General features: G+C 43.3%; 24 protein-coding genes and 2 riboswitches. Of the genes, 2 read left to right on the forward strand and 22 right to left on the reverse strand.

Going from position 1 to position 25,507, the window contains the following annotated elements; all coding sequences use genetic code 11:
* The 11 genes from Q7P97_RS05040 to Q7P97_RS05090 all read right to left on the reverse strand — a co-directional run.
* Window positions 1-794, reverse strand: a 794-nt coding sequence (locus tag Q7P97_RS05040; RefSeq protein ID WP_303967436.1) for an undecaprenyl-diphosphate phosphatase, incomplete at its 3' end; no start/stop codon positions are given.
* Between the two features lie 275 nt (window positions 795-1,069).
* Entirely contained in the window at window positions 1,070-1,702 is a 633-nt protein-coding gene (locus Q7P97_RS05045; RefSeq protein ID WP_303967439.1) for a response regulator, read from the reverse strand.
* Window positions 1,677-2,720, reverse strand: a complete 1,044-nt coding sequence (locus Q7P97_RS05050; RefSeq protein WP_303967442.1) for a sensor histidine kinase — start codon at window positions 2,718-2,720, stop codon at window positions 1,677-1,679. Before Q7P97_RS05050 ends, Q7P97_RS05045 begins: the two co-directional genes overlap by 26 nt.
* Complete coding sequence (gene liaF, locus Q7P97_RS05055) at window positions 2,717-3,418, reverse strand: cell wall-active antibiotics response protein LiaF (protein WP_303967445.1); 702 nt, start codon at window positions 3,416-3,418, stop codon at window positions 2,717-2,719. The genes Q7P97_RS05050 and liaF overlap by 4 nt, the downstream gene beginning before the upstream one ends.
* 50 nt (window positions 3,419-3,468) lie before the next feature.
* Window positions 3,469-4,101, reverse strand: a complete 633-nt coding sequence (locus tag Q7P97_RS05060; RefSeq protein WP_303967448.1) for a PspA/IM30 family protein — start codon at window positions 4,099-4,101, stop codon at window positions 3,469-3,471.
* 15 nt (window positions 4,102-4,116) lie between these two features.
* On the reverse strand, window positions 4,117-4,461 hold the full coding sequence (locus Q7P97_RS05065) for a lmo0954 family membrane protein (RefSeq protein WP_303967451.1): 345 nt from the start codon (window positions 4,459-4,461) through the stop codon (window positions 4,117-4,119).
* A gap of 1,107 nt (window positions 4,462-5,568) precedes the next feature.
* Window positions 5,569-6,030 (reverse strand): DinB family protein, encoded by a 462-nt coding sequence (locus tag Q7P97_RS05070; protein ID WP_303967455.1) that lies wholly within the window; start codon window positions 6,028-6,030, stop codon window positions 5,569-5,571.
* 55 nt (window positions 6,031-6,085) lie between these two features.
* Window positions 6,086-6,448, reverse strand: a complete 363-nt coding sequence (locus tag Q7P97_RS05075; RefSeq protein WP_303967458.1) for a hypothetical protein — start codon at window positions 6,446-6,448, stop codon at window positions 6,086-6,088.
* Between the two features lie 147 nt (window positions 6,449-6,595).
* Window positions 6,596-8,791 carry a sensor histidine kinase gene (locus Q7P97_RS05080; RefSeq protein WP_303967461.1) on the reverse strand — a complete coding sequence of 732 codons (2,196 nt, stop codon included), beginning with the start codon at window positions 8,789-8,791 and terminating at the stop codon, window positions 6,596-6,598.
* On the reverse strand, window positions 8,791-8,970 hold the full coding sequence (locus Q7P97_RS05085) for a hypothetical protein (RefSeq protein ID WP_303967464.1): 180 nt from the start codon (window positions 8,968-8,970) through the stop codon (window positions 8,791-8,793). Before Q7P97_RS05085 ends, Q7P97_RS05080 begins: the two co-directional genes overlap by 1 nt.
* On the reverse strand, window positions 8,948-9,637 hold the full coding sequence (locus tag Q7P97_RS05090) for a response regulator transcription factor (protein WP_099625371.1): 690 nt from the start codon (window positions 9,635-9,637) through the stop codon (window positions 8,948-8,950). The genes Q7P97_RS05085 and Q7P97_RS05090 overlap by 23 nt, the downstream gene beginning before the upstream one ends.
* 296 nt (window positions 9,638-9,933) lie before the next feature.
* Between Q7P97_RS05090 and Q7P97_RS05095 the strand changes: the two genes are divergently transcribed.
* Window positions 9,934-10,113, forward strand: coding sequence for a hypothetical protein (locus Q7P97_RS05095; protein WP_303967469.1), 180 nt, complete (start codon window positions 9,934-9,936; stop codon window positions 10,111-10,113).
* Between the two features lie 155 nt (window positions 10,114-10,268).
* Here Q7P97_RS05095 and Q7P97_RS05100 read toward each other — a convergent pair whose 3' ends face one another.
* The 6 genes from Q7P97_RS05100 to Q7P97_RS05125 all read right to left on the reverse strand — a co-directional run bounded on the left by Q7P97_RS05100 (window position 10,269) and on the right by Q7P97_RS05125 (window position 18,702).
* Window positions 10,269-10,967, reverse strand: coding sequence for an ECF transporter S component (locus Q7P97_RS05100; RefSeq protein WP_303967471.1), 699 nt, complete (start codon window positions 10,965-10,967; stop codon window positions 10,269-10,271).
* Complete coding sequence (locus tag Q7P97_RS05105) at window positions 10,940-12,613, reverse strand: ABC transporter ATP-binding protein (RefSeq protein ID WP_303967474.1); 1,674 nt, start codon at window positions 12,611-12,613, stop codon at window positions 10,940-10,942. The genes Q7P97_RS05100 and Q7P97_RS05105 overlap by 28 nt, the downstream gene beginning before the upstream one ends.
* Window positions 12,595-13,437 carry an energy-coupling factor transporter transmembrane component T gene (locus Q7P97_RS05110; protein WP_303967647.1) on the reverse strand — a complete coding sequence of 281 codons (843 nt, stop codon included), beginning with the start codon at window positions 13,435-13,437 and terminating at the stop codon, window positions 12,595-12,597. Before Q7P97_RS05110 ends, Q7P97_RS05105 begins: the two co-directional genes overlap by 19 nt.
* A 113-nt stretch (window positions 13,438-13,550) precedes the next feature.
* Window positions 13,551-15,869 (reverse strand): S-layer homology domain-containing protein, encoded by a 2,319-nt coding sequence (locus tag Q7P97_RS05115; protein ID WP_303967476.1) that lies wholly within the window; start codon window positions 15,867-15,869, stop codon window positions 13,551-13,553.
* Between the two features lie 79 nt (window positions 15,870-15,948).
* A complete protein-coding gene (locus Q7P97_RS05120; protein ID WP_303967479.1) occupies window positions 15,949-18,057 on the reverse strand; it encodes a DUF4430 domain-containing protein in 2,109 nt (702 codons plus the stop codon).
* 144 nt (window positions 18,058-18,201) lie between these two features.
* Window positions 18,202-18,386: riboswitch (cobalamin riboswitch) on the reverse strand.
* 139 nt (window positions 18,387-18,525) lie between these two features.
* On the reverse strand, window positions 18,526-18,702 hold the full coding sequence (locus Q7P97_RS05125; protein ID WP_099625366.1) for a hypothetical protein: 177 nt from the start codon (window positions 18,700-18,702) through the stop codon (window positions 18,526-18,528).
* Window positions 18,703-19,064: 362 nt separating this feature from the next.
* On the opposite strand from Q7P97_RS05125, the gene Q7P97_RS05130 reads away from it, so the two are divergent.
* Window positions 19,065-20,555, forward strand: coding sequence for a glycine betaine uptake BCCT transporter (locus Q7P97_RS05130; protein WP_303967486.1), 1,491 nt, complete (start codon window positions 19,065-19,067; stop codon window positions 20,553-20,555).
* A 47-nt stretch (window positions 20,556-20,602) separates the two neighbouring features.
* Here Q7P97_RS05130 and Q7P97_RS05135 read toward each other — a convergent pair whose 3' ends face one another.
* The 5 genes from Q7P97_RS05135 to Q7P97_RS05155 all read right to left on the reverse strand — a co-directional run bounded on the left by Q7P97_RS05135 (window position 20,603) and on the right by Q7P97_RS05155 (window position 25,468).
* Window positions 20,603-21,883 (reverse strand): O-acetylhomoserine aminocarboxypropyltransferase/cysteine synthase family protein, encoded by a 1,281-nt coding sequence (locus tag Q7P97_RS05135; protein ID WP_303967489.1) that lies wholly within the window; start codon window positions 21,881-21,883, stop codon window positions 20,603-20,605.
* A 497-nt stretch (window positions 21,884-22,380) separates the two neighbouring features.
* Window positions 22,381-22,484: riboswitch (SAM riboswitch) on the reverse strand.
* 168 nt (window positions 22,485-22,652) lie between these two features.
* Window positions 22,653-23,429: a sulfite exporter TauE/SafE family protein gene (locus Q7P97_RS05140; protein ID WP_303967491.1), complete on the reverse strand. Its 777-nt coding sequence runs from the start codon at window positions 23,427-23,429 to the stop codon at window positions 22,653-22,655.
* A 57-nt stretch (window positions 23,430-23,486) separates the two neighbouring features.
* Window positions 23,487-23,714, reverse strand: coding sequence for a sulfurtransferase TusA family protein (locus tag Q7P97_RS05145; RefSeq protein ID WP_085427863.1), 228 nt, complete (start codon window positions 23,712-23,714; stop codon window positions 23,487-23,489).
* 57 nt (window positions 23,715-23,771) lie between these two features.
* The gene (locus tag Q7P97_RS05150) at window positions 23,772-24,893 is read right to left on the reverse strand and encodes an MBL fold metallo-hydrolase (RefSeq protein WP_303967495.1); all 1,122 of its coding nucleotides are present in this window, start codon (window positions 24,891-24,893) and stop codon (window positions 23,772-23,774) included.
* The gene (locus Q7P97_RS05155; RefSeq protein WP_303967497.1) at window positions 24,890-25,468 is read right to left on the reverse strand and encodes a sulfurtransferase TusA family protein; all 579 of its coding nucleotides are present in this window, start codon (window positions 25,466-25,468) and stop codon (window positions 24,890-24,892) included. Before Q7P97_RS05155 ends, Q7P97_RS05150 begins: the two co-directional genes overlap by 4 nt.
* Between the last annotated feature and the right edge of the window lie 39 nt (window positions 25,469-25,507).

Raw genomic sequence — 25,507 nt, forward strand, 5'->3', positions numbered from 1 at the left:
ACGATACGATAAATCGCAAACGGCATCAACTTGACTTTCGAAATCAACTTCAGGAAGAAACGGATTGAAATCAGTGCGAACACAAACGCACTCAAGAAACCAACCACGTAAAAACCAATGTCATCCATCGACATATACTCCCAGTTCTTCAACACCGACACAAGACTTGCGCCCATCATGATCGGAACCGCCATGATAAACGTGAAATCAGCTGCCGTCCGATGATTCATCCCGAACAACACACCACCGGAAATCGTCGCACCCGAACGGGAAAACCCTGGCCACAACGACAAACACTGAACAAGCCCAACCGTGAATGCCTGTCTGTATGTAATCTGATCCAACGACACCACACTTGGATTTTTCGGTCCAAACTTATCCGCTGCAATCATCAAAAATGCACCTGCGACTAGCGCAATAATAACTGTTTCCACGCCGAATAAATAATCATCGATCAAGTCCTTAAACGCAAATCCGAAAATGACAGCCGGCAACATGCCCACGATCACGTGAAGTAAATTGAAACGCTCACTCATCTTGACATCGCTATCGACTTTATACAAACCGACTAAACTAAATAACCGTTTCCAAAATACCACGACTACAGCTAGGATGGATCCGAGCTGAATCACAATCTTAAATGTAATGGCAGGATACTTTCCTAAGAACTCTTCCGTCTTCAGCCACATATCATCAACAATGATCAAATGACCTGTTGAAGAAACGGGTGCGAATTCAGTCATTCCTTCTACGAATCCTAAAATCAACGCTTTAATTAAATCAAATAATTCCATATGACTCTCTTTCCGCGAAGGCTGTCCTTCTGCTATTCTATTTTCTGTTATACAGTCTACCATGACGACACAAACAGTGGATAAGTTTCCGGAAAAATATTTCTATCCACATGTGTATACTTTTTTATTTTGCATATAACTGAATACTTATACACATAGTACGTGGATAGTTTGTGGGGAAGTCCGTAATTTCAGTTTATTTCTGTTGGAATCAATGCTTATCCACAACTTCACCGTCTATCTACTCATATGTGGCGACTTTTACTTGTAGACTATCAATTCGTTAATTTATTTTGAAACGCATAAATAACCGCCTGTGTGCGGTCTTGGACTTCCAATTTGGATAACAGATTACTGACATGGGTCTTCACCGTTTTTAACGCGATGAACAGCTCATCCGCTATTTCCTGATTAGATTTTCCCTTAGCCAATAATAACAACACTTCCAGCTCACGGTCGGTTAAATCTTCATGCAAGGCATGTGTTTGACCGCCGCGCATCTTCGTCATCATTTTCGATGTCACTTCAGGCTCAAGCACCGTTTGTCCTTGCATTGTATCTCGAATAGCATCTGCCACACGTTTCGCATTAGACGTCTTCAAAATATAACTGACAGCTCCCGCTTCAAGTGCAGGATATAATTTATCATCATCAAGGAAACTGGTGACAATAATCACTTTCGCTTCGGGCCATTTCTCGATGATCGCAGCCGTCGCTTCAGCCCCGTTCATGACTGGCATCACCATGTCCATTAAAATAATATCTGGTCGTAAATCCAGCGCTTTTACCACTCCGATTTGACCATTCTCCGCCTCCGCAATCACTTCGATATCCGGTTGCATTTGCAAATACGTCGACACACCAATGCGCACCATTTCATGATCATCCACCAACAGCACTCGAATCATCCGCCAGCTCCCCTTTCAAAATCGGTAACTTCACTTCCACAATCGTCCCTTGAGATGGTACCGAGACAATCTTACAACTGCCGCCAATCTCAATCGCACGCTCCTTTACGTTCTGCAAACCGTACGACCCGCCTTTGCCGTCATCTTGCTTAAATCCGACGCCATTATCCTGCACGCGTAAAATTGCCAGCCCATCTCGTTCGATTAATAAAATCTCCACTTCTGTCGCTTTTGCATGACGCAGCGTATTTGACAACGTTTCCTGAGCAATCCGGAACAAATGATCTTCCGCACCTTTAGACAACTCGATATCCTCTAAACGATGTGTAATATCAAACGTCACTTTTTCCTGTAATTCACTTAATAATTCTTCCAAACCTTTCGCGAGCGTCTGATTATGCAGGGCAGCCGGACGTAAATGAAGAAGCAACGCACGCATTTCCAATTGTGCTTGCTGAACCATTTTTTCTACTTGTAGTAACGGCTTATGAATTGGACCTTCTTCCGCCTGTTCCGCAAGTGCCGACAACAGCATCGAAGCCGCGAACAATTGCTGGGACACGGAGTCATGCAACTCCCTTGCTAATCGCTGACGCTCTTGTATTATACGTTCCTGAATGAGTTGGTCTTGCGTCTCTACTCGTTCATCCGTAATACGACGCAAACTATTTCGCTGCGCTTCCAGTACTTCGTATAGTTGTTCAATCGAACGGTTGGTCTTCCTCTTCACTTTATTCGACTTCGTAAATTCCTGCTTTGCATATAGATCCTGTAATTTCCCGATAATAATATTCTCTTTTGTTCTGCCATTCTGGCCAATCCAACCCGCAATCACCAAGCTAATAATGAAAATCGTCGAAAATAACCAAGCAATGAGGGGCATATCCGCAGCTTCCATATTAAACAACAAATACTGATATTCTACGAGCCTGCCATCAATGAAAAAATAGAAAAAGACCGCGACGATTGCGCTGAATGTCAACGTCAATAGAATGGTGCGACCAATGATTGCCTTCATTTTCTACGCACCTCCACATCACCAATCCAAGTGAATACCGAAATAATCAACTCAGGATCATTCGGACGCTTCGTTTCATATCCATCATGCGCTTGCACGCTTTCATTGAATAGCTGTTGCGGCGCATTGCCTAGAAGTTCTGCTTCGCCGTATAATGTCGCATAATGAATTCTTACCGGTATATCATAGGGCAATTCAATCAGAACCTTCCCGAAGATTTGCCGAATCGAAATGAACGAAGCTCCCCTTGGCAAGACCGTATCCGTTACATCGACATGTACATCCCCAAAAAATCCTTGCATATGCACGTCTTCCCACTCGTACGTCGAAAGCGGTGTTGACTGTATGGAAAACAATCGATTCCTCCACAAACCTTGCGATCGTCTCTCTCTTGGTTTCTGTAGATTACCGAACACTTCGCTGGCAGGCGTGCCTCTCCATAATTTCATTATAATATACAAGACAATTACCAAAATCAGCAGTCGCACACTCCACAATGTCAGGAGCGCAATGACGATGAAAACAATCCCTGTTATCGCTGTCCACTTTCCACGTTTTCGATAACCATAATCAAGAAATCCCCAACCGAGAAGGAGGAAGATGAAATTGCCGTTTGAAAACAGCATCGATTCGACGAAAGCAATCGCCAATAGAGCAAGCAAGTAGACCGAAACTTTAGTTGAATCCCTTTTAGCCATTCCATTCTCTCCCTTCTCGATAGAGGAAGCGTAATGCTTCCTCTTACAGTTTACACAATATCTTGAGTTTTTGCGTTAGATTTCTCTAATGAATCTAATCGTTGTTCCATCGATGAGTGGGATTGCGTCGTTCTTCTGCCGCTACCCAAGTTTTCGATGTATGAATGTAAGTCATCCAGTGTGGAAAATGATTGATCGGGCTTAACGAAACGATCCATCTTTTCCTTCGCTCGCGTAACATTCTCTTTGCCCATCAATTGCAGTTGACGAACACGCATGTCCTTCACCCGGTGCTTCATCTCTTCGAATTTACGTTCCAATGAAAGCAATTCTTGCGTAGCATCTTGAATACTTGCCGATAAACGCGCTACCCGTCCTTCATACGCTTCTATTTCTTCTTGTGCGAACGTAATTAATTCAGTTTCTCCTGCCCCTTCAGCAAGTTCTAATTGATGACGACGCTTCATCGCCATTAACTCTGCATCCTGTCGTTCATTTTCCAATTCCTCTTTCAGTTTCCCTTGACGTTCCAATAGCTTACCAATTTCCGCAGTCTGCTTTTGTGCATCCAGAAAATATTGATTGAGCATTTCTAGCGGGTTTTCTTTCCTTTGTGGCTTGTCCATCAACTTATTGAGATCTTCTTGTACGGTATATTTTACTCTATGCCAAAATGCGTTCATACTGCATCTCTCCTTTTATTTTGTAAGTTCGTTCCACTGGCGTTCAAAGTTTGTGAATGGGTCATCTGAAATGACGTTCGGGTTTACGTTACGGTCGTTCCACTTGCGGTATACATAGTAGATTCCAATGACTGCGACGATACCGATGAATGCACCGATGTTTGAAATCGAGCTGATGACGCTAATGACTAGGACGGTCATCCAAAATACTTTCGCGAATATCGAGTGACTCTTTCTCCAGTAGTGGTAGCTAACGAGCGCGATCGCCCCTGTGACAGCTAGTACGACGATGGACCCGAGATTCAATACGGCAGCCAGGCCTGCGATAATGCCAAGCAAGAATAAACCAATTTTCTTCATGTTGATGTCCTCCCTTCATTTGTAACCTTAGTTTATAATGAATTCCGGCTTTCTCCGACGGTCCCATAGCGGATTTCTAACTCAGACTTAGGGCTGAGTGTGAGTAGGTATCGAAATTAGGAACGGGTTGGTGGAAGGACTTTGACGATGTGGTTGCGGGTCTTTGTTAGTTATTTTTGGGGGCGTTGCTCGACTGGTTGTTGGGGACTGAAGTTAGGGAGTGTCTGCTTTCTGGACTCGCGCAGGCACGTGGGGGATTGCCTCCAGCCATGAGCCAGCTGGCGGTGGTGCTGCCAGTTGTCTCACGGCCACGGCCTACCCCGCAGTTGTGCCTGCGCTGCTGAGGGGTATTTATTTTGGTTGTGGTTTTAATAGGTAAAAGATCAGTGACATCGTGATATCTATTATGTAATTCTTGCGAAGGAAGTGTAGGAACTGCCCTACACCCAATCCAACGAAAGCGCCTGCTGTGGTAGGCGTAGCGAGGAGACAAAGACAGGCGCTCTTCCTGTCTATGGCTCATCGCGAAAGCCATCCACCAGCGCCGAAGTGGGGACAACGAACTAACCACTTACATAGGCAGCTAAACCACAACCTCCTGCTAAAACAAGGAAAAGAAAATGCACGCGCAAGAACCATAACCCAACGACGCTTATTACGCACTCTTAACAGAAACATAATCCGACGGCACTTCAACAAGTAAAAACAACTACCCGAACTGCCCTACACCCAATCCAACGAAGGCGCCTGCTGTGGTAGGCGTAGCGAGGAGACAAAGACAGGCGCTCTTCCTGTCTATGGCTCCTCGCGAAAGCCATCCACCAGCGCCGAAGTGGGGACAATGAACTCTCCACTTACATAGGCAGCTAAACCACAACCTCCTGACCAAACAGGAAAAAGAAAACGCACGTGCAAGAACCACAACCCAAAGCCGCTTATTACGCATACTGAACAGAAACGTAATCCGACAGCACTTCAACAACTAAAAACAACTACCCAGAACCGCCCTATACCACTCCCTACTTACCAACTGAATAAATCCCAATCCCAACACAAAAAAGCTGTTCAAGAAATCCATTACGATCTCCTGAACAGCTATCTTCGAATTTATCTACTTGCCTTAAGTAAGCCATCAATCAAACCGGCATGCATACCTTCATGCCACGTTAGAAACTGCAGTACTTCTTCGACTGTTTCCAACGTAATGAACTTGCCGATTGAAATGGGTGTGTTCAATCGATGCGACAGCTGTAGTTCGGTCAGTTGCGAAATACGCTTACCTTGACCTTTCATCGCAACGATTAACTCCTCTTTTGCTGGAGGAGTGCTTGGCCAAGTAGATGGACTTGTTCCTGGCGCAAAGAATTCTGCCCATTCCAACTTGTCGACTGGGTAGTCATTCATTGCACGGTTAAGAAGATCTTCAGTCAATGAATAAATATGTCCTACATTCCATTGAACGGTATTAGAAAAGCCTTCCGGTTGAGCGTCCCACGCATGCTCATCCGCTCGTTTAATGAGGCCTAATGTATACCCTCTTGCCATGGAAAACTGTTGCAATGCACCCATTCATTCCACCTCTTCTTCTAATCTAAAAACAGCCTTGCACTTAGGCAGGCTGACTTTACGATGGATTTTCTTCTTGCTTTTTGATATTTTTATGCTGATTCCACTGGTCATGCGCTTCGGTATTGTATTCACGATTATATTCTTCCTGATCTCCATAAGGGAATTGCTCACCCGGTGTCAGATCATGATAGTTTTGGCTCGGTGATTTATTTTGACTGTAAGCGGAAGGTTTATGTTCTCCTGAGTCTTCTTGAGCGTTTTCCCTGAACGATTCGCTTGAATCAGAATCTGCTGGATCCGCAAGTGGCAATTCATCAGGTACTACTACGCCTTCAACTGCATCTGTTTGTTCATCCATCTCTTTAACTTTTGGAGTTAGATCTCTTTTGTTTGGATACTTTCCATCAACGATTGTCATAAAACATTCCTCCCTTTCATGCAGTCAATAATAGATAGACTGCACTCCTTATACTTACCCTTATTCGCCATAATCAAAACGTAATCCTTTTAAAAATTTAAAAACAGAACAAAATAGGAATTTCCTCCCATCTTGTTCTGTATCCATTTAACTACCGATGATATCAATCGTTACTTTGAACAAATCTCCGTCGACTTCCACTTCCATTCGTCCTCCATGTAGCTCGACAATAGATTGCGCAATCGCCAAACCTAGACCAGAACCTTCCGTTTGTCTAGATTCATCGCCCCGTTTAAAGCGCTCGAATAACTCATCTGTATTATCCCCCAGCTCATATCTAGCGACGTTTTTCAAGATAATGCGCGCGTTTGATCCGACTTGCTGGAGATTGACGTACACTCTCGTTCCTGGCAATGAATATTTCCACACATTGACCAGCAGATTGTCGAGCACTCTCCACCATTTTTGACCGTCTACCATCGCAAAGACTGGTTCGTCAGGTAAAATAGTTCGAATGTGCAAATCTTGCTTAACAAACTCTTCCGCATGTTCCGCCAATGCCTGTTGCATCAACTGATTCAAGTCCACACGTTGCTTGACCATTTCCAAATTACCACTTGCCATTTTCGAGACTTCGAATAAATCTTCAATAAGCGTTTTCAAGCGCTGTGATTTCTGATCTAGAATGCCGACATACTTCGCTCGGTCTTCTGCCGATAACGTTTCGTCTTTCAACAAATCCGTATACGTGATAATAGAAGTAAGCGGCGTCCGCAAGTCATGACTAACATTCGTGATCAATTCCGTTTTTAAGCGTTCACTTTTTGCTTGTTCATTGATCGAGACACGCACACCTTCACGCAAATTATTCAAATTGGCTGCGTGTTTCGCAAGTTGCGACTTGCCTTTGACCGGAATCGCCTGTGTCAGGTGACCGGCTGCCATATCATTTGTCGCAGCCAATATACGATTCAAATAGGCTGCTTTTTTCACAAAAATGAATAAGGCAGGTATGGCGACAAGTACTACACAAAAGATGTAAACGACAATGAGCGCCGGATCCATGAACCCACCTACGAATCCTATTCCGGCTAGGAAAAATATAACTAGCAGTAAGGACAGCTGGATACCGATCGACCGGTTGCTGAATACATCCCGCACATCTTGGATGAATTGCATACTATAGCTTTCTTGAAACGCTCTTTCTAGTGCTCGAGGTTTCCGATATTGCTCAACTAGATGAGTCGCTTGGAATGCTAGTAACGCGGTAAACAGAATACCCAATAGTACAAAACTAACGATTATGTTTCCTATGACACCTAGTCGTAAACTTGTTAACTGATACATTGCATTGTAAATGGCCGACTGTATATAAAGAGCCAATATACTTCCTGTCAACAACAACAGGATTACTTTCACATCTATTTTCCAACGACTATACATCGTTGCAAATCGCGACTCAAGCACCCACTCTTTGCGAAACTTCATAACCGTGAACAACGCCACCAGCGCTAATGCTCCTACAACCCACAGCGCATAGATCATATACTTCCCACGTATAAAGTTATCATTTTCTTCCGCAAGCGAACCTAACACAGCTGCATCTGACGGAATAATAATAGTACCTTCAAAATATTGCGGAGGATTGCTGATCGTCGCAATCTCCTCGTCAGAAAATGATATACCTTCCTCCATTGGGTATTCATAGCCATTATCAAACTGAGCTGAATCTGCTTTAAAATAGCCTCGTGCGTCATTGAATTGTTCTGTGAACAGCGACGTCACTTCGACATCACCTCTAGTAAATCGTTCGCCTGTTTCTGTGTTCACTAGATCATAGGCGATTGGAATATTCGTTTCTTGATAACTTTGCGTTTCATTTATTAAGCGCTCTAGCTTTTGAGCTTTATCAGCACGTATTTTATCTTTTACATAACTATCGCTTTCAAAGTTCTTCTTAATATCATCTAGCTTGATATTCCGCTCTTTGACGAGCGCTAACAGCAATGTTTCGTTTTGATCTTTTTTTGCTTCCGTGATCCTATCGGCATACTGTTGCTGGATATTGTCCAGCTGTTCAGGTAGCGTACCATATCGCTCGCGATACTCTTTGACGTCGCCATCTGAGACATATAGTTCCTTCTCCACCTTTTTCAAGTCTACGGGATTCAGAATAGATTCAGACAGATTCGTGTACACTTGCTCCATTCGATATTTAAAATCATCTTGATCGGTAAACGACTTCCCAATCAATTGCGGTCCATAATGAATGATGGAAGGCAATGCGATTAACACAAGGGTCACAAGCGCTGACCAGATGAGTAGCTTTATATTTTTATTCATCACGCGTTTCCTCCCTTTATAATTCGTACAAAGTAATCGGTAGCTAAACTTATTCGATCCAAACCGTTGATGAATAGATCAATCGCAAATGAAGCACAGTATATAAGAGTGCAGAATGCGAGCGCAATCGCAAACAGTGACCAAACTATTCCACTTTTATTTCTCGATTTTGTAGCCAACACCCCACACCACCTTCACGTAACGCGGATTTTTCGGATCTACTTCAATTTTTTCTCGGATTTTCCGAATATGCACCGCCACTATATTTTCCGCGTTATACGCTTGTTCATTCCAAACGCGTTCATATATTTCATTGATCGAAAACACACGTCCTGGATGTTTCATAAGAAGTTCCGTAATCTTGAACTCAATCGGAGTCAGCCGAACCGGTGTCCCATCCACCGTCAACTCTTTCGCCTCTTCATTTAATACGAGACCATTGACTTCAATCACTTTCTGTCCTTCATACGTCCCAAGCCGTACATATCGGCGAAGCTGTGATTTCACGCGCGCCATGAGTTCTAATGGATGAAATGGCTTCGTGACATAATCGTCAGCGCCAACCGAAAGTCCGTGAATCTTATCCGAGTCTTCCGCTTTCGCACTTAGCATGATGATCGGAATATTTTGCATTTCCCGTATTTTAAACGTCGCCGTTATCCCATCCATATTCGGCATCATAATATCCAATATCAACAAATGAATTTCATTATTTTGTAGTAACGCCAACGCCTCTAGTCCATCTTCCGCCTTCAACACATGATATCCTTCATTTTTCAAATAAATCTCAATTCCATCACGAATTTCCTTATCGTCATCCGCGACCAACACTGTAAATTCCGCCACGTCCGTCACCCCGTCTCACTGATAACTTCATTCTATCACCCAACTCTTAACAAAGAACGAGGATAAATATGAAGAAATTCTTAAGAAGTTTTCGAATGAAATTCTTTGCGCTCATTGCTCTGCCGCATCCGCTCTTAGAAACCTGCAAGTGATCATAGCCAGTGCGCTAACGCTCATAGGATCCGTTTAACTGATCATAGACGACCAGTAACTGCTCATTGCGCGTCGTGAACCGCTCATAGCCCATGCATAATCCTTCAAAAACGAGCCACACTTCTATAACGGAGGTGACAAACATGCCAAACAAGAAAAACAAGAACAATACTAACAATATGCGTGAGGAATATGGCTTCGGTTATGATCTGAGTCCGGATGATTTTGATGTAGTTGGACAAAACGACGCGGCCAAGAAGAAAAATGCCAATACAAAAAAGAATCCATTGACGGAAAAGGATCACCCGATTAATCATCCTTAAATTTAGAATGTAGCACTAGTAAATAGTCATTCTGAAAGTGCTGGGACCTAAGCAGATAATCTATTCCAAGTAAAAAACCCAAAACAAAAACCGCGTGTACCCAATATGCTTGTAAATTGGATTCACGCGGTTTTTCTATTTGTACTCAGCCTTTCCTATCCAGGCTGTTCCTGCAACAATCCATACTTCCCCTGAATTCGCCGCAAGATCTTCATCCAACTGGCACTAAACACTACAATGAAAAACACATTCGATATAGCATGCGCCAAGTCAAAGTAGACACTCGAAACGAAGATTCCAACGACATAACTCCACGTCAGCGCTTCGATATTTCCAACAATCACCCACATATTCATGATCCAACCGAAAATATAGCCCCAGATGAAACCGAATGTACATTTCCCCCATAACGTTTTCATCCATGACGTGTTACGTAATAATCCCGCCGTCATCCCCATCATGCCCCATCCGTACATCTGCCAAGGCGTCCATGGACCTTGTCCTAGGAAGAAATTCGAAACAATCGCCGCCACTGCCCCCACGATAAAGCCTGACTCCGCCCCAAAAACCAACCCCGCCATAATGATAATAAATGAAGTTGGTTGGATACTCGGAAGTCCCGCAAATGGCACGCGCCCGACTGCTGCAATAGCTGCCATCATCGCTAGTAAAACAACTTCCCTTCCCCCTACATCCCGCCACTCAAAACGGGCAAAGAAAGGTATCATAATCGCCGCAATCACAATCATACTCAATAGAAGATAGGCTTTATAATGAAAGAAGACAATTGAAATCACGAGTAACGCCAATAATATAACCGATACTATTAATAAATACTTTCGCGAACGCCCCATGTGCTAGCAGCCTCCTCATACGTCAACACTTCCGGCCGTCTAGTTTCCCTTGTTGCTCGATTAATAGCCGTCGTGTAGAAATAATTGCCTTTGAATAACTCATCTGGTGTACCGTCTGCTGCTATTTCACCGTCGAACATCATCGCACATCGCTCTGCATAACTTGCCGCAAAGCCAATATCATGTGTCACCATGAAAATAGTCAGTCCGTCTTGCTGCAACCCATATAATAACTCGCCCAGATGTCGTTTAGACACTGGATCCATCCCTTTAGTAGGCTCATCAATGAACAACATCTCGGGCTCACCCATCAAAATACAAGCGAGGGCCGCTTTCTGAACTTCGCCACCTGAACAATCGTACGGATGACGCGCACGTAAATGGGAAATCCCAAACGACTCAAGCAGACGAATCATACGTTCTTCCGTATCGGATAGCTTTAAGCGCTCCCCAATCATTTGCATCTCCTCTTCAATCGTTTGCTGAACAAAATACGTTCGAGGATTTTGCGGTAAGTAGGCAATTTTCCCAAGCCACTCAGAATCCTTCATCTTCTTCATGTCTTGCCCAAGTAAACGCACCTTGCCTCGCTGTGGTTTAATACTGCCAAGACTTGCACGTAATGCAGTCGTCTTCCCGCTACCATTTCCTCCGACCATCGCGAAGAACTGGCCTTTTTGGATGCGCAACGTAAAACTCTTCAAGATAAATGGCGCTTTCTTTTGATATTGGAAAAACACATCATCCATTTCAAGTATTATTTGCTTCTTAGATAGGGTAGATTGCAATTCAACAGGCACAATCTCCCGCTCTTCCCGGCCAACCCACTGTTTACATTCTTTCACCGTAAGCGGTATTTCAGAAACAACGGGATTTTCTTCAAATTCCATATAAAGCCGTGCAAAAGCAGGTACATAGGGAAAGAACTGCACCGCTTCCTCTGTGTACAGATCACTGATCACTTGTCGACTATTCCCTTCGTATCGAATCTTTCCTGATCCCATCAGAACGACACGATCTGCCACTGCATACAATTCTTCCAAACGATGCTCTACCAATACGATCGTCATGCCAGTTTCTTTATTCAATCGCTCCAGCATCAGCACCAATTCTTTTGCCGCCACCGGATCAAGTTGTGATGTCGGTTCATCAAGTAATAGTACACGGGGCTTCATGAGCAGTACGGATAATAGATTCAATAATTGTTTCTGACCACCAGACAATTCGGAAGGCTTTGCGTTCAACAAGTCCTCTACTCCAAAAAAATGCACCATTTCCGCTACACGCTTGCGCATTTCAAACGTCGAATATCCTAAATTCTCTAGCCCAAATACAATTTCCTGCATCACTTCATCCATGACGATTTGATTGTCCAGGTCTTGGAACACATAGCCTACTTGTTCGACCATCTGCCTCTCTTGCCACTCGCTGATCGGTTTATCTTTATAAAAAACATCACCTTCAAGCTTCCCGACAGGCGTCAATTCCCTCTTCAACAGTTTCAATAAAGTCGTCTTGCCACTGCCACTAGCCCCGCCAATAACGAGGAATTCCCCTTCATTAACGGAAAGTGTAACGTCCGATAGCACTTGCTGATCTGTAGTAGGAAAAGAAAACGAGACGTGCTTCAAATTGAATAATTCCATTTCAGTTGTTCTCTCCCCTCTACAAATACTGGAAACAACGCAATGGCCATTCCACAAATAAATACTATCCAATCAGAGAATGACAAATGCAATGTACCTAGTTCTGGATAAATCATGATTTTTCCATAGCCCATCAATCCACCCATGACACATAAAGCAAAGAATATAACTAAATAGCTCAACCAGTACGCATCAGATTTCGTCATGCGATAGGGGATATAGGGTCGCCGTTTACCTAAACCATAGCCTCTTGCTTTCATCGAATCTGCCGTTTCTACGGCTTCTTCCAATGACCACGACAACAGAATTTGCAACATTGACATGCCACTCTTTGCTCTCTCACGCAACGTCCCTTGTGTCATAGTCATTCCTTTTAAACGTTGTACATCCTGTATTTCCGTTAATCGTCTTTTCAATAACGGTACAAAACGAATCGACATCATAATCAAAAAAGCGGTACGTGGTAAGATTCTTGCAAATATGTATAATAATTTATTGCCATTCAATACATTGTTTAGCGAAACGAAGACCAGCAGAATCATCAACAACGACAGTGCAGTCACGACACCGTACAACGTCGCTTCGTACGTCACTTGTTTCCCAAAGATATAAAACCATACATGTGTCCCTCTTGAATTAATGAACGGATTGATCACAATAATAACTACCGTCATCATGATCATCAACGGTGCCCACTGCTTCATAGCTCGACCGCCGTCATGTGATAAATTGACTGCAATCAATGAAAGACTGCCCGCCAGCAAAAAGAGCGGATGGTTAAAAAACATCGCAAAAAATCCTACGCAAATATAATAGAAAAACATCACGAAAGGGTGAATTGCCTGTATTCCATTGCCCACAGCCCTTCCCCTCTCTCTCCACACAATCTACGATAAAGACAGATAATCTTGCACCACGTGGATGCAAGATTTCCTGATCATTTTGTATTCAAAAACTCGATTAACATTTTTACCGAATGCGCACGAGACGTAGAGTTATTTGGCATGAAGTTGCCTTTTTCTCCCTTAGCCATATTCAAATCATATAGCATCGTCATCGCCCGTATTGCTTCCATATTGTATGAATGAATATCACGGAAAGGTGCTACTTGCTTAATCGTATACGCTTCACCATTCTTCACTTCATACGCACGGAATAACATCAATGCCATTTGAGCACGCGTTACTTTTTGTGCCGGCATAAATTTACCGTCTTTTCCATTTACGATTCCATTATGGTATGCAGCCGCAATTTGTGCTTGCGTGCTTGACGCATAATTTTGCGTATCCAAGAATGGTGCTTTCTTATCCGTCTTCAAGTCCAGTGCACGCACGATAATAGATACCGCTTGAGCACGCGTCAATGATTGATTCGGCTTGAACGTACGATCCTCATAACCGCTTGCGATTCCTTGCTCCACTGCCTGATTAATATATTCTTTTGCCCAGTGCCCTGTAACATCCGTAAACTGTGGAGTTGGAGTGGGTTCTGGTTCTGGTTTTGGATCTGGGTTAGGTGTTGGTTCAGGATCTGGCTTTGGTGCCGGAAGAACCGGTACATCTTTGAAGTCGTACAATACACCTTTATTTTTCGTGAATAAATCAAATGCTACTAACGCTTGCAAAGCTTGCTCTGTGGCCATGCTATTCGACCGGCTATCTCCCGCTGTATGCTGGAATCCACCGTCGGATGTTTGGAAACTCAATAGGTGATCGATCAAGTTGATGCCGTTCTTCGTAAACACGGGCATACGTGGATCGATCTGATTCGCAGTCAAGCCGATAATGACTTGTGACGTCGCTTCACTGGAAATACCACCAACAAACGCTTCATCAAAACCACCTGTCGGACCTTGTGCATCCGCTAGAAACTTCACTGCTCGGTCCATCGCTTGGCGAACTTTCGGCTGATCGGTATACGGTGCAATTCCGATTAACGCCATTGCCGTAATGTCATAGCTCGTTGATCCTTCTTTACTCGTTGACAAGCTCCAAGAACCATCGTCTTTCTGGTGTTTCAATAGTTCTGCAACTAGGCTCTCACGTGTCCACTTCGAGTTACTTGGCACTTGGTAGCCTTTTGTATCAAGTGCAATCAATGCGAAAATGATGCCGTTATTCCCTTGATACGTCAGGCTATCTGCGCCTGTCAAATGCATTTCACTATTTAAGATTTTATCGATTAAATTAAATCCTTTGCCGTCTGCGTTCATCGGATCGATACCGATTGCTGAGGCTGCCATCGCTAAACGTTCTACATCCGTAATCTTCATGCGGCCTTTGCCAGATCGGCTCGTCACTTGATCCTTCAAGTTTTCATAGAACGCTTTATTATAAGAAGCTGGAACTTTCTTACCTGCTTTGACAAGTCCGATTGCCTGCCATTCACTTTCGATCGAACTAGAAAGCATCTGCGCACTTGCCTTGTCGATTGCTGAAGTGACAAGCTGTGCATAATCTTTAACAGGTGGTGTTTCCGGTTCTGGCTTCACTACCGGTGGCTCCGTTGGTGGGTTTGGGTTCGGAACCGGGTTTGGTACTGGGTTTGGATTTGGTGAAGGATTCGGTTCAGGTTTCGCAGTTGGCGCATATGTAACCTTCACTGTTTTCGTAACCGAATCATTCTTCGCATCCGTCGCCTTCAAAACGATAGTATTCTCACCATTTTGCAATACTGCGTTTACTGTATTTCCCGTCACGACTGCTTGCTTACCGTTTACAGTAGCGATCGGCTGAAGTGCTGTTCCGAAATAACTAGCTGCGTTCACTTGGAAGGAAAGAGTAGACTTCGTAACGGTTGTTCCGGAAGTCACTCCTGATACTGAAATCTTAGGCTCCAAGTCTTCACGGAACGGGAATAGATCCGCGTTTAGATCCTTACCTAAGTTCGTCGTATATTTCCATTCCACTTTATCGCCAGGGATAAGCTTAATGACGCCCGCTCCACGATTCGGGAAAGTACCGTTGACACTGTACATCCAACCGCTGCCTTGTCCGCGGTCGAATTCATATACATTATCTATCCCTTCTACATAAGCAGTCGCACCTTCACCGCCACTATATTCCATTTGAATGCCTCTAGATTCAACATTCCGCTTCAATACACTTAAAACCGTGTCGCCTTCTTGTACTTCGACAGTAGACAACGGCATCGGAACTTCCGTATCAGAAATTGTAATAGAGTGCTGTAATGTCTGTGTGGATTGATTTTCATAGATCGGCGTCGGTTGATCTGCAAATGAAGGAGTTACCGGCATAAGGATCGCAGCACTCGCTAATGCGAATGTTGCTGTTATTTTCGTAAAATTTTTGATGATAGAAATAACGCATACCTCCTTACTTAATAATGAATAGTTTACGAGCTGATTGTTTTACTATTATTCCTTCTGTGGAGACTGGATCAATTACGACTAAAGAATATAATTGACCTTCCATATAGTCTTCTTCAGGTGTCACAGTGACTGTTACACCGTTGGCCTTTACTGAAACTGGCACTCGCTTACCTGTAACGTCTTCAACATAGATTTTATTTAAATTCGATTTTGAGTCCTGAATTTCTTTGTTGAACGTGACTGTAAACGCATGAGAAGGTTTCACTACTTCAGCATCGAAATAACGATACGGACGATCATTATCTACTATAAATACTTTTTTCGTCCCTTCAGGAATCAACGTTTCTTTTTTCGTCCCTTGTTCTCCCGCTTGTACAATATAATATCCTTCTATCATTTCCGTGTTTTCAATAAAAACGGAAGACCATGCTTCATTTTTCTTTTTCTGTACGTTTAAAAGGCTGTTATTCATAATTCCTTGAAGAGTAGTATGACTTGAAACTTCAAGTTTTGTTGATTTTTCCGAGAAATCGTACAGACGGCCTTCACCTTTTGTAAATAGATCAAATGCGACGAGTCCTTGAATGGCTTGCTCTGTAGCCATTCCGTCTGTTGAACCTGTCATAGTATGCTTGAAACCTCCATTATCGGTTTGGAAGCTTAACAAGTGATCTATCAAGTTAATACCGTTCTTTGTAAATTGTTCACCTTGTGGATCGATCTGATTCGCAGTCAAGCCAATAATGACTTGTGACGTCGCTTCACTGGAAATACCCCCAACAAACGCTTCATTAAATCCACCAGTAGGACCTTGACTTTCAGATAGAAAAGTTACTGCTTTCTCAACAGCTTTTTTAACAGCGGGTTGCTCATTATAAGGAGCTAATCCAATGAGAGCCATTGCCGTCATATCATAACTCGCAGTGCCTGTATTGCTTGTAGACAAACTCCATGCACCATCTGCCCTTTGATAACTTAATAGGGCTTTAACTATCTTTTCACGATTCCATTTTGCATCTTTAGGAACTTCATAATTTTTCGTATCGAGCGCGACCAACGCAAAAATCAAACCATTCGTTCCTTGGCGAGTCATCGTATCCACGTTTCGTATATCTATACTGTTATAAATTTTATCGAGTAAATCGATACCATTAATATTTTTGGGATCTCTCCCTATCGCTGCTGCCGCTATCGTCAAACGTTCTGCATCTGTTATTTTTAGTCGTTCCAAGTTCGCAACAATTTGTTGTTGAACATTTTGTTCGAATATTTCTTCATAGCTTTCCGGTACAACGACTCCAGCTTTTGCTAAACCAACTGCTGTCCACTCGCTCGAAACAGATTTACTCAGTATATAATCTGTAACTTTCTTAATTGCTTCAGGTACGCGTGCCTGAAGCGAAACTACCGTAATTTGTAGTGCGTCTGCAGCTTTCCCCACAACGGTTGCTTCCGATGCAACTAGCGAGAAGTTTTCACGTCCCACTTTGCCGTTTAATTGAATCGTTACTTGCTGATCCGTATCTTGAGTAACTTTAGAAATTGTCAAATTAGACTGTCCGATAGTCCAATTTTTCGGTTCTAGCGCTGCTGATGTAAAGGTATCTCCTATTAGATTCACTGTAATTGTAGGACTTTCACTATGTTCTATGACCTGCGTAGTCGTAGAGATAGCAGCCCAACGACCGTAGAAGAACTTTACAACGTCAGTATTCTTTAACACATAAGAAGCAGCTCCAACAGAAGGAGCTTTTCCGTTAACTGTATAATTCCAGCCATCCCAACCACCTAATTTTCCTGCTTCTTCATTATTAATAGAAGATACATAAGCTCCCCATTCACTTTCTATGATTGAGTAGTCTATGCTTTTACTATCCAATGCTTTCTTCAGCGCATCTAATGCATGTTGGCCCTCTGTAACTTGAATCGGTTCCTTTAAAATCACACCTGACAAGCCCTCTACTTCTAAATCTACCGCATAAGTAGCAGCTTGCATGCTCGTGTTAGTCTGTTGAACATCCGTATTAGCTAAAGCAACTGAACTACTTGCAGGTAACAGCATCGTTACTGCTAGTAAAACACTTGCCATGATGGATACATAACGCTTAAACAAATCAATTCCCCCTCGTCCTAGTTTGGTAAATTGAACACAAAAAAGCCCTTGCCTCCAGAAAGAGACAAGGGCACTATGTATAGACGGACTTCAGTCACTAAATTATTACATCCAATACAATATGCATACCTCTTCCTGGGAGGCGTAACGCATGTTATTTTGGCAAGTCTCCTGACTTATGGATCATCATATCTTCAACCTTCCCAGTTTTTCACCAGTGGTATTATGAAGATACTTCCCATTTACAGTGGCCGGACCGTACAGGATTTTCACCTGTTTCCTTTTTCATCTTTACAGTAATGTAAAGAACCAAAATATTCTATTCAATTTTACAATAGTATATCACAAGCTTACTTGCTACTTTTTGTTATTTCAAAAGAATAGTATAAAAGACCGATAAAAGAAATCTTTCATCGATCTTTTTTGAAACTATTTATTTCAATTCACGCTCTATCATCGAGTAAATGCTTACAGTTCCTGATAGTCTCGCTGATACACTCCGCCGTCTTTCACTTCTGCGTGATAGAGTGCTTTCAAAGCAAAGCTTTTTTCAAGTTCATGTTCTTTCATGATTTCTTTCAAACGTCTGTTCAACTCGGGACTATGTTTTACAAGCTGAAGCATTTTAGGTTGTGAATATTGCATGGTAATCTCCTCCTCATATCATTTGTTTCTTTAGTATAACACGGCTGTACTTTCTACGTTACACGAACACTGAACACTGCTATACGTGGAAATTCTTCACTAAGTGTTGTACACTGTCACAATGCATCCGACACGAAGTTCCGTAAAAGTAATCCAGTATATAGCCGAATCCCACATCTGTGCGTGAGAAGAATTGTTTTTACTATGAATCATTGTAGTAATGAGACCGTAAAGGACATGTAAGAATTTTAACGTTTACACGCTATGAATGTGGGTAGTGTTAAGTGTATGTCTGTAATTTTACGAAGACGATGCAATTATTCAGCTCCAATGTGGGACTACATGAAATATAAGGAGGACGTATGAAAAAAGTATCGATATCATTCTATATTACGTTAGTGGCTGTCGTATTGGCAGTCGGTTACGGCGTGATTGCGCCCGTGCACTTCGAAGAAATCACTTCTTCTATAAAGAACTTTATTTCAGATTCATTTGGTTGGTACTATTTACTGACTGTTTCCATGTTGTTCTTCGTTTCAGTATATTTAATATTCAGTCCGATCGGTAGAATCCGATTGGGGAAAGATACGGATAGACCACAGTTTTCATTATTTTCATGGCTTGCTATGTTATTTTCAGCAGGTATGGGGATCGGTCTTGTATTCTACGGGGCAGCAGAACCACTATCGCATTATGCAGTAGACCCTGCTACAACAGCTCCTGAAACGAAAGCTGCTTATAAAGAAGCAATGCGCGAAACATTTTTCCACTGGGGTTTCCATGCGTGGTCCGTTTACGGTATGACGGCTTTAGCGTTAGCGTACTTCCAGTTCCGCAAAGGACAACCCGGCTTGATCTCCGCAACACTTCGTCCAATCTTTGGTGACCGTGTAGACGGAAAACTAGGAACGGTTATTGACGTATTCGCGATATTCGCTACTGTTTTTGGTGTAGCTACATCACTTGGATTCGGTGCGGTTCAGATTAACGCCGGACTCAATTACTTATTCAATATCCCAATTGGATTCTGGTCACAGTTCGTCATCATCGCAATAGTGACGGTATTATTCATGATTTCTGCATGGAGTGGACTAGGAAAAGGAATAAGGATTTTATCCAATACCAATATGATATTGGCATTAGCTTTGCTAATCTTCATTATCGCGCTCGGCCCGACATTATTAATCTTTAACATGTTCACTGATTCTATCGGAGGGTATTTGGAACATCTGATTCGAATGAGTTTCCGTACAGCACCGCTGACGCCTGAAAATCGCTCATGGCTCAATGACTGGACGCTTTTCTACTGGTCTTGGTGGATAGCTTGGTCACCATTTGTCGGTATGTTCATTGCACGCGTTTCAAAAGGCAGAACGATTCGCGAGTTCATGATTGGCGTACTAGTTGTACCTACAGTATTGAGTATGGTTTGGTTCGCGGCATTCGGTACTACAGCGATCGAAACACAAAGAGCAGGCATTATCGACCTAGCTTCAAGCGCAACTGAACTGACAATCTTTGAGATGTTCAGTGGACTACCTTGGTCATTTGTGATTTCCGTTATCGCCATTTTGCTGATTACATCATTCTTCATTACTTCAGCGGATTCGGCTACATTTGTACTCGGCATGCAGTCGTCGTACGGTTCATTGACTCCACCTAATAATTTGAAAATTGTATGGGGTGTCATTCAATCTTCCATCGCAATTATCCTACTTTATGTGGGTGGATTGGACGCATTGCAAAACGTCATCATTATTGCCGCTTTGCCGTTCTCCATCATACTGATTATGATGGTTACTTCTCTGTTCAAATCATTGAAGGACGAACGAAAACGAATAAAACGCAAGTAAAAAAAGGAACACCAACGCAAATTTGCGAGGTGTTCCTTTTTTGTATATCAGTTTGTTGCTTTTTCAATTGCTTGTTTCAAATCCGCAATAATATCCTCTGCCGATTCCAATCCGACTGACAGACGGATTAGTTCTTCGCTTACACCCGAGTTCTTTAAATCCTCTGCTGATAACTGTTGATGTGTAGTAGAAGCGGGATGGATGATCAACGACTTTGCATCTCCAACGTTCGCGACATGAGACCAAATCTCCACATTATCGATAACTTCGCGACCTGCATCGCGCCCACCTTTGATTCCAAATACAATGATGGAGCCATACCCATTCTTCAAGTGTTTAGTAGCCAGTTCCGCTGTAGGATGATCTTCAAGACCCGTATATGTCACCCATTCTACTGCTTCGTGACCTTGCAGGAATGCCGCCACTTTCTGCGCATTTTCATTGTGGCGAGGTACGCGTAAATGAAGTGTTTCTAGACCTTGCAGCAAGTTGAATGCACTGTCAGGAGCCAGACATGGACCAAAGTCTCTCAGCAATTGCACACGCAGTTTTGTTGCGAAAGCAGCCGCTGCAGTATCGATACCGTAACGTAAGCCATGGTAAGACTCATCAGGCTCCGTGAAACCCGGGAACCTTCCTTGTGTCCAGTCAAATTTACCTGCATCGACCGCTACTCCACCAATTGTCGTGCCATGCCCTCCAATCCACTTCGTTGCCGAATGAATAACAACGTCCGCACCAAATTCAATCGGATTCGAGCCATATGGAGATGGGAATGTATTATCGACAAGCAACGGAATCCCATTTTCATGCGCGATATTCGCAACAGCTTCCACGTCCAGAACCTGCAGGCTTGGGTTACCGATAGTTTCTGCAAACAAGGCTTTTGTTTTATCCGTAATGGCTGCTTCAAAATTCTTTGGAGCTGATGCGTCCACAAACTTCACAGTAATACCGTAACGCGGTAATGTCACAGCGAATAAGTTGTATGTACCACCGTACAGATTGCTAGCTGCAACAATTTCATCGCCAGCTTCGGCAATGTTCATAATAGAGAACGCAATGGCCGCCATTCCGGAAGACAACGCGACCGCCGCGGTACCACCTTCAAGCTGTGCAACGCGCTCTTCGAAAACAGCTACTGTCGGGTTCGTGATACGTGTATAGATATTGCCTGCTTCTTTCAAGGCAAATAAATTTTGAGCATGTTCCGTGTCTCTGAATACATAAGAAGTCGTACGATGAATTGGCAACGCACGTGAACCCGACTCCGGATCCGGCTTTTGCCCTCCATGTAATAAAATCGTTTCTGGCTGTAAATTCGTCATAACCATTCCCCTTTTTTATCATGTCTTTTTATCATATATCGATGGAACACCAGAAAAGTGGCAGAGGGCGTCTAGCTGCGACAGGCGTTGGAGGGCTGAACGCAAAGGAGTGTTCTTCTCCTTTTCGTTTAGACCGAAACGTCCCGAGCAGCTGCCCTCTGGAACTAGACACTCGAAAAGTGGCAGAGGGCGCCTAGCTGCGACAGGCGTTGGAGGGCTCAACGTAAAGGAGTGTTCTTCTCCTTTTCGTTTAGACCGAAACGTCCCGAGCTGCTGCCCTCTGGAACTAGACACTCGAAAAGTGCAAGAGGGCGCTTAGCTGCGACAGGCGTTGGAGGGCTCAACGCAAAGGAGTGTTCTTCTCCTTTTCGTTGAGCCTGAAACGTCCCGAGCTGCTGCCCTCTGGAACTCGACACTCGAAAAGTTGCAGAGGGCTCCTAGGTACACAAAAAACCCTTCTTCCTAATAAGAAGAGGGCTACGCTTTCGCTTATTCCCCCCTTATCTTCCAAACTACATATAGTTTGTAGGAAGTAGCACCTTTGCTTTCGCCGGTTGCCGGGCATCACAGGGCCTAATCCCTCCGCCTCTCTTGATAAGAGTGTGTCTATTTGTTTTCCATCGTTGAAAAATAGTATACGGCTATTCCGAGTCTATTGCAAGGTAATTTAATAGAATGTTTAGAAATTAGTATATATTTTCACTTGCCACTTTACTAAAAATCGCCAGAGACATGTTCAATGAACGATGTTCTGGCGATGTTGATTTTATTAGAATATATCCCACCAAATCTTCACGGCTGATGCCATGATGAGAACGGCAAGGATGCCTTGTAGGATTTTGGTGTTTACTCTACGGCTGACTTTCACGCCGATTGGAGCTGCGATAATGCTTGCGATTATCATGACAAGAGCAGGCCCGTACGGCACTTGCCCAGTAAAGAATTTACCTGACGCCGAACCTACTGATGATAGTAATGTGATGGCCAATGATGTAGCAATTGTGACGCGTGTTGGGATCTTTAGGATGACGAGCATAATCGGTACCATGATAAATGCACCACCAGCTCCAACGATTCCCGCTGCCAATCCAACAATGAATGCCGCACTGGAAGCTATGACGCGATTGAATGTAATTTCTTCAATCGGCTGATCATCCAACCCCTTTTTCGGAATAAACATCATAATTGCCGCAAGCACAGCCAGGATACCATAGACGATATTTACAGTCGCTTCTGACAACATGCTGGAACCTGCGCCGCCGATCACACTGCCGATCAACACACTAATCCCCATATAAAGAACAAGTGGCTTCAAAATCAAATTACTTTTTCGGTACGCCAAAACTCCTGAAAGCGACGCAAAGAATACTTCAACTGCAGTAATCCCCGATACTTCATGTGGTGTAAACGCAGTAAAACCAAGTAATGCAGGAATAAATAACAACATTGGATATTTGACAATCGCGCCCCCGATTCCCATCATTCCGGAAAGGAACGAGCCGACGAGTCCAATGAGGAAGATCGTAATAATAAATGGAATAGTCATGATGTTCTCCCTTCTTCCTGATGAAAGAGGGAGACAGCTATTCCCTCTACCCTAAGTTTATCCTTTTTGGATCCAAAATTTAAAGACATCGGACTCTTGTTGCTGGTCTTTTATTTCATGATTACCTGAAGCCGCCCAAGCTGTTAAGTCGGACACTGACCCTTTGTCTGTCGTATGAATCTCCAGTACATCTCCTGTTTGCATATCCTTCATTGCTTTCTTTGCACGTACGATCGGCATTGGACATGCCAGGCCTTTTGCGTCTAAAAATGTTGTTGAACTCATATTTATCTTCTCCTTTTAATGTGGATTATTGTTTTCCATCTGATTTAAAATAACTATTTACCGTACCGCACAGCGATTCGGGCCAATCTCCATCTCACGTTGTGTTTCTTCATCAGGTTGGATTTTCCCCATATTCATCTGACGTATTTCCTGATACGCATTCGGCTGCGGAGGCAAGTTCCCCGTGACTAACTCTCTGAACTCTTTTTCATCTTCAATGTTCAAGCCATGGTTTTGCTTATACAACACGCCGAGCTTTTCCGACACGCTACCATCTTCATTCAACTCATCTATAATCATGAAGTGAGCCGGCAAAACTGTTAGTTCTTCTGACAATTCCTTATAACGACTATACAAGGACTCACGTAAGTCGCCTACCCAATCTTCTGCCAAACCTGCTAAATCCGGACGTCCAATCGAATCAATGAACAGAATATCACCAGTCATCAAATAGCTATCATCGACAATAAATGAAGTCGAACCAATGGTGTGTCCTGGCGAATACAGTGCCTGAATATCAATTTTAGTATCACCTATTTGAATCGACGTATCGTCTTCTAAAGCAGCATATTCAAATACGACCTCCTCTGCATCTTTTGGCGGTAGCCAGTACATTGCTCCCGTTGCTTTTGCAATCTGACGACCACCTGAAATATGATCCGCATGCAAGTGCGTGTCGAGTACATTTGTGATCTTCACACCGCGTTGCGTAGCAAAGTCTATAAACACATCTGTCATCCGCGTCGCATCAATGATTGCCGCTTCTCCGCCTGATATGACCATATAAGAAAGACATCCTTTACCAAGACGGACGAATTGATAGAGCTCGCCGCCTGATTTCAAATCGGCAATCTTCACCGGCTCAAGATACTCGCTCCATGCTTTCATTCCGCCTGAAAGATAACCTACTGGATAGCCTGCTTCCTCAAGGATTTCTGCCACCATGACGGACGAACCTTCTTTAGCACAGACTACTAGGATCTCTTCATCTTTTGGCAATTGATCTTCAATTTCTTCAATGCCATCCAATAAATCAAAGTACGGTACGTTTAAATGACGCACTTGTTCTCCTTCGATTTTCCAATCTTCAAATGCAGTTTCATTTCGAACATCCAAAATGAATAATGACTCCTTGGCAATAACGCGCTTTGCTACTTCACTTGATTGAATGATTCTCATTTATTCATACCCCCTACCGTATTTTCTATTTCACCATTCCATTTTGACATACCAGGAATTACATTCGTGACATTTTCAAATCCCTTTGCCACAAGTTTTCGACAGGCCATATCACTGCGGTTACCTGTTCGGCATACAACGAAGAACTTCTTATCTTTACTCAAGTACGACATTCGTTCATCCAATTGGCCAAGAGGTATAGATAGGGCACCAGGTATGTGAGCAAATGCGTATTCTGCTTCTTCGCGAACGTCTAGTAACACAGCATCTGGATGTTGCAGTTGATCCAACAACTCATTATTGTCGACTGTAACTGGATATTCTTTTTGTGACTGATCTTCCTGACCCGCTTTTCGTACGAAGTGGCGCCATACATCAGCTTCTTTCACATTACCGACGTATTGATGCCCCACACTTTCCGCCCACGCCTGTAAATCTGCCGTGGTCCCTGAATCTGTCGACTGGACTTCGAGCACCTGACCATCATCCATCTCTTTCATCATCTTTCTCGTCCTCACAATCGGCATTGGACAAGCAAGTCCTTTTGCATCTAACACGTTATCTGACTGAATCATTGTACTCCTCCTATACACCCTGGGGTATTTATTTGTATA

The sequence above is a fragment of the Sporosarcina ureae genome, assembly GCF_029267015.1.
Classification (GTDB): domain Bacteria; phylum Bacillota; class Bacilli; order Bacillales_A; family Planococcaceae; genus Sporosarcina; species Sporosarcina ureae_D.

Excerpts from the sequence above, each read along its gene's own strand:
- Q7P97_RS05045 (WP_303967439.1), bottom strand. The coding sequence starts at position 1,702 with ATGATTCGAGTGCTGTTGGTGGATGATCATGAAATGGTGCGCATTGGT.
- Q7P97_RS05050 (WP_303967442.1), bottom strand. The coding sequence starts at position 2,720 with ATGAAGGCAATCATTGGTCGCACCATTCTATTGACGTTGACATTCAGC.
- liaF (WP_303967445.1), bottom strand. The coding sequence starts at position 3,418 with ATGGCTAAAAGGGATTCAACTAAAGTTTCGGTCTACTTGCTTGCTCTA.
- Q7P97_RS05060 (WP_303967448.1), bottom strand. The coding sequence starts at position 4,101 with ATGAACGCATTTTGGCATAGAGTAAAATATACCGTACAAGAAGATCTC.
- Q7P97_RS05065 (WP_303967451.1), bottom strand. The coding sequence starts at position 4,461 with ATGAAGAAAATTGGTTTATTCTTGCTTGGCATTATCGCAGGCCTGGCT.
- Q7P97_RS05070 (WP_303967455.1), bottom strand. The coding sequence starts at position 6,030 with ATGGGTGCATTGCAACAGTTTTCCATGGCAAGAGGGTATACATTAGGC.
- Q7P97_RS05075 (WP_303967458.1), bottom strand. The coding sequence starts at position 6,448 with ATGACAATCGTTGATGGAAAGTATCCAAACAAAAGAGATCTAACTCCA.
- Q7P97_RS05080 (WP_303967461.1), bottom strand. The coding sequence starts at position 8,791 with ATGAATAAAAATATAAAGCTACTCATCTGGTCAGCGCTTGTGACCCTT.
- Q7P97_RS05095 (WP_303967469.1), top strand. The coding sequence starts at position 9,934 with ATGCCAAACAAGAAAAACAAGAACAATACTAACAATATGCGTGAGGAA.
- Q7P97_RS05100 (WP_303967471.1), bottom strand. The coding sequence starts at position 10,967 with ATGGGGCGTTCGCGAAAGTATTTATTAATAGTATCGGTTATATTATTG.
- Q7P97_RS05105 (WP_303967474.1), bottom strand. The coding sequence starts at position 12,613 with ATGGAATTATTCAATTTGAAGCACGTCTCGTTTTCTTTTCCTACTACA.
- Q7P97_RS05110 (WP_303967647.1), bottom strand. The coding sequence starts at position 13,437 with ATGTTTTTCTATTATATTTGCGTAGGATTTTTTGCGATGTTTTTTAAC.
- Q7P97_RS05115 (WP_303967476.1), bottom strand. The coding sequence starts at position 15,869 with ATGCCGGTAACTCCTTCATTTGCAGATCAACCGACGCCGATCTATGAA.
- Q7P97_RS05125 (WP_099625366.1), bottom strand. The coding sequence starts at position 18,702 with ATGCAATATTCACAACCTAAAATGCTTCAGCTTGTAAAACATAGTCCC.
- Q7P97_RS05130 (WP_303967486.1), top strand. The coding sequence starts at position 19,065 with ATGAAAAAAGTATCGATATCATTCTATATTACGTTAGTGGCTGTCGTA.
- Q7P97_RS05135 (WP_303967489.1), bottom strand. The coding sequence starts at position 21,883 with ATGACGAATTTACAGCCAGAAACGATTTTATTACATGGAGGGCAAAAG.
- Q7P97_RS05140 (WP_303967491.1), bottom strand. The coding sequence starts at position 23,429 with ATGACTATTCCATTTATTATTACGATCTTCCTCATTGGACTCGTCGGC.
- Q7P97_RS05145 (WP_085427863.1), bottom strand. The coding sequence starts at position 23,714 with ATGAGTTCAACAACATTTTTAGACGCAAAAGGCCTGGCATGTCCAATG.
- Q7P97_RS05150 (WP_303967495.1), bottom strand. The coding sequence starts at position 24,893 with ATGAGAATCATTCAATCAAGTGAAGTAGCAAAGCGCGTTATTGCCAAG.
- Q7P97_RS05155 (WP_303967497.1), bottom strand. The coding sequence starts at position 25,468 with ATGATTCAGTCAGATAACGTGTTAGATGCAAAAGGACTTGCTTGTCCA.